The sequence below is a fragment of the Sulfuricurvum sp. genome (genome assembly GCF_022759005.1).
In the GTDB taxonomy this organism is placed as follows: Bacteria; Campylobacterota; Campylobacteria; order Campylobacterales; family Sulfurimonadaceae; genus Sulfuricurvum.
Genome location: NZ_JAEMQA010000104.1, coordinates 1 through 3751, shown reverse-complemented (window position 1 = coordinate 3751; position 3751 = coordinate 1). Strand labels below are relative to the sequence as shown.

The following is a 3751-nucleotide window of genomic DNA, read 5'->3' as shown; positions in this document are numbered from 1 at the left end:
CAAAATTATAACAAACGGGATTGTATCTTAAAAAGATTACACACAGATGAAAAAATAATGTACTATTACACTAAAAAATACGGCGGACTATGTTAGAAAAAATACGGATTGTTTACGTAAGCGAATGGTTAGGTCATCACAATGACATTCACAGTGACCCGTTTTGTAATGCATTATCCGAATTAAATGCCGATATCAGTGTTCAATCCACTATTCCGATTTTATTTGACGAGATCGATTTACTCATCTTGTATCCAATGCAGATGAGCAGTGTGATATTTGATACGATCAGTCAAAGCAAAAGTGAAAATCCCGCGATAAAAACGGTGGTCATTTCAAGCGCGCACGGCAGTGATCTGTTTTTGCAGGCGATTGATGTCGGAGTCGATAAATATCTTTTGAAGCCCCTTTTGCCGAGTGCGGTACTCAAAGTAACCGAACGGTTGATGCGCCAATCGTTGGAAGCGAAAAATGCGCAACAAGCCTATAAACAAATCAATCTGATGTTCACTGCTATCTCTAAAATGTCACTCCTGATCCGTATGGAAGAGAACGGTCTGATTATCGAAGTCAATGATCTTTTATGCCGTTTATTAGGGTATTCGAGTGATACGATGATCGGGAGTCATTGGACGCGGTTTGTCGAACGCCGCTTCTGGGTCTTTTTACGCACTTTGGTACGTGAACGGCTCAAATCGGGAGATATCCATCGAGGTGTTATCGAACTGGTAAACGCTCAGGGAAAACCGGTTACGGTAGATAGTACAATCTATGCTATCCGCGATCGACACGGTGAGATAGATGAATTGGTCTGTATCGCTCAAGATGTCAGCGAAATGAATCGGGCAATTTTGGCAAGTATGGAGAAATTGATTGATAACGGTTCTTCGCTGACGGTTTTGTTTAACCACCGATATGAAGCGGTAGTACTCAATCAGCAATACCTGAAATCGAACGGCTTTGAGAGCAATGAAGCGTTTTTTGCATCCGATTCTCCATATTCGTGGATGGTTGAAACATCCCATGGGTTAGAGAAGATTGTCCCCGGCGGATGTACACGAAGAGCTGTGTTGGAATCGATTTTTATGCAGGTGTATAAAGATGAGATAAAAGGTCGGATCATAACGATAGACGATCGCCAAAACGCTCAATATTATACCGTTCATGTCAGCTCCATGCCAAATCCGATGATTCAGAGCGAAGAGTATCATATTCTCTACTTTATCGATGTAACCCCTATTGAGAGGATGAAAGAATCTCAAATAAATGATGCCAAATTGATGAGCGTAGGGCGTTTGGCAGCGGGGATTACCCATGAGATCAATACGCCGATCACCTATATCAAAGGAAATCTGGAATTGCTTCAAATGGAATGTGAAGAGAAAATTCCCGATGCTCTCTCTTTGTTTGAACCGATTCAAGAGGGGATTGCACGAATTGAGTCGATTGTGAGTTCCATGTATGAATTTGCCGGAACGGGAAAAGAGGAGATGCAGCCGTGCAATATCTATATGAGTATCACTTATGCATTGCGAATTTTGTTAAACCGTTCGAAGCACATCGTTCCGATTCGTGTTAACGGTGAAGTGTTCAGTCGTAACAGTTTATACGATCAAAATAGTTGTGTGACCATGGGAATATCAACACGATTGGAACAAGTGTGGATAATAATCCTAAATAATGCGTTAGATGAATATGAAAAAGGTATAATTTCGTATGAAAAACGTTATATAGATATAGACATCTCATGTACTCAAGAGTGGATTACCGTAACGATTGCCGATAATGCCGGAGGAATCCCAGAATCAATGCTCGAAGGGATTTTCGATTTTGCCATTAGCGGAGATAAGAAAAAAAGCATGGGGATCGGCTTGAATGTTGCCAAAGCGATCATCGATAAACATGGAGGTTATGTTAAAGTGAGTAATGAAAATCACGGGGCTAAATTTGAAATTATGTTAAAAACGTATGAGGAGAAACACGATGTGGTTTGATGGCGAAGCGGAAAAACTCAGAGAAGAAAAACGTGCTTTGCAAGAGCAGTGCGATGCATTGAAAGCGGAAGTAGAATTGTACAAAGAGATTGCCGCATTGAGTGATAAAGAGGCACTTGTTGTCCTGGATGCGAAAGGTGAAGCGATTTTTTTCAATACGCGTGCCGAATCGATCACGAACAAAGATGCCGTAGTTCGCGAACTGAACAAAGGATCGGATGAGATCGTCGTGGGAGAGTGTGAAGCGAGCGTTCTTTCGAAAAATCTAAGTCGCGGCTTCAAAGGGTTTGTATTGACTAAATCCTCAGTCGTAGGAAGCGAAAGCGGCGGATTGTTAGAGATGCATCAACACAGTATCAAAGAAGCTTTGAACGCAACTCAAAAAGTGTTTATGGACATCCTTGAAAAGCTCAAAGATATGATCGAGCAGTCTCGTGAAACAGCTGATGGCTCCGTGCAAGGACTCAAAATCGCTACGGGTGTTGATGACTACATGAATAAACTGGCGGAGCTGATGGAGGGGACACTCTCCACAACGTCGAGTCTCGTTACCCGTTCGCATGAAGTGTCCAACGTTATCGCACTGATCAAAGACATTGCCGATCAAACGAACCTTCTCGCCCTCAACGCGGCTATCGAAGCAGCGCGTGCCGGAGAACACGGACGGGGATTCGCCGTTGTTGCGGATGAGGTACGCAAATTGGCGGAACGTACCCAAAAAGCGACCAAAGAGATTGAGATCGTTATCCAATCGATGCAGCAAGATACCAATGAAATCGAAACGGCAACCGAAGAGCTTTCGGGGATCGTCTCCAGTACCAAAGGGGAAGTCTCTGAACTGAGTGTCCGTATGGGGACATTCCAGCGCAACTCATCGCGCAGTGTGTATGAGATCATGGATATCAGCAACTATATTTTCAGTAATTTGGCAAAAATCGACCATGTTATTTTCAAAAATAACGTCTATGCTTTCTTGTTCGGTCAATCGAACAGCTTTACCGCCGTCGATCACCATTCGTGCCGCTTAGGAAAATGGTACGATACCGGTATCGGAAAAGAGCAGTTCGGGCATCTTAAATCGTACGGAATGCTTGAAAAACCGCATGCTGCGGTTCATTCTCAAGCGAATGCGCTGATCGCTGACTGCGGTGACGGACACAAATTGTGTTCACGCACCCAAATTGAACAACGAATTAAAGCGATTGAAGAAGCCAGTCATGGTGTTGTCGAAGCGCTCGATATTCTCGTCGCCGAGAAAACGGACGATTTGATGGGCAGTGCGATTGATAAATTATTCGGAGGGCTAAAATGATACGTTTATTGATTATTGATGATGAGCAATCGATCGGAACGATGCTTGAAAAAGCATTAGGACGTTCCAAAGATATAGCAATCACCTATATAGATAATCCTATTACGGCACTCAGCCGTTTTCGAAAAGGGGAGTATGATGGAGTTTTGTTGGACATCATGATGCCTCAAAAAGATGGTTTGAGCGTTCTGGAAGAGATAAAAAACAAAGATCCGGAATGTGCTGTTATTATGATGACGGCCTATTCGACGTTGGATAAGGTATTGCAAAGCCACAAGGTCGGTGCCGATCATTATCTTCTCAAACCGTTTGAATCTTTGGCGGATGTCGAGAAAAAGGTACGAGAACTTATCAAAGCACGTTAAGTGATCGATTAGAGAGCTTACTCCCTTTTTTTGGTTTAAATTTTAATACCTTAGTAACTTGATATGGATACTTGACAATT

The 3751-nt window shown here is 42.8% G+C and carries 3 protein-coding genes; all 3 read left to right on the top strand.

Annotated features, from left to right (window positions below; all coding sequences use genetic code 11):
- The first annotated feature begins 89 nt into the window (after positions 1 to 89).
- From JHC35_RS06815 to JHC35_RS06805, 3 genes are read left to right on the top strand one after another with little or no spacing between them, the layout of a single operon-like run.
- A complete protein-coding gene (locus JHC35_RS06815; RefSeq protein ID WP_295043330.1) occupies positions 90 to 1994 on the top strand; it encodes a PAS domain-containing sensor histidine kinase in 1905 nt (634 codons plus the stop codon).
- The gene (locus JHC35_RS06810) at positions 1984 to 3306 is read left to right on the top strand and encodes a methyl-accepting chemotaxis protein (RefSeq protein ID WP_295043327.1); all 1323 of its coding nucleotides are present in this window, start codon (positions 1984 to 1986) and stop codon (positions 3304 to 3306) included. The genes JHC35_RS06815 and JHC35_RS06810 overlap by 11 nt, the downstream gene beginning before the upstream one ends.
- Complete coding sequence (locus tag JHC35_RS06805) at positions 3303 to 3671, top strand: response regulator (RefSeq protein ID WP_295043326.1); 369 nt, start codon at positions 3303 to 3305, stop codon at positions 3669 to 3671. The genes JHC35_RS06810 and JHC35_RS06805 overlap by 4 nt, the downstream gene beginning before the upstream one ends.
- Positions 3672 to 3751 lie beyond the last annotated feature (80 nt).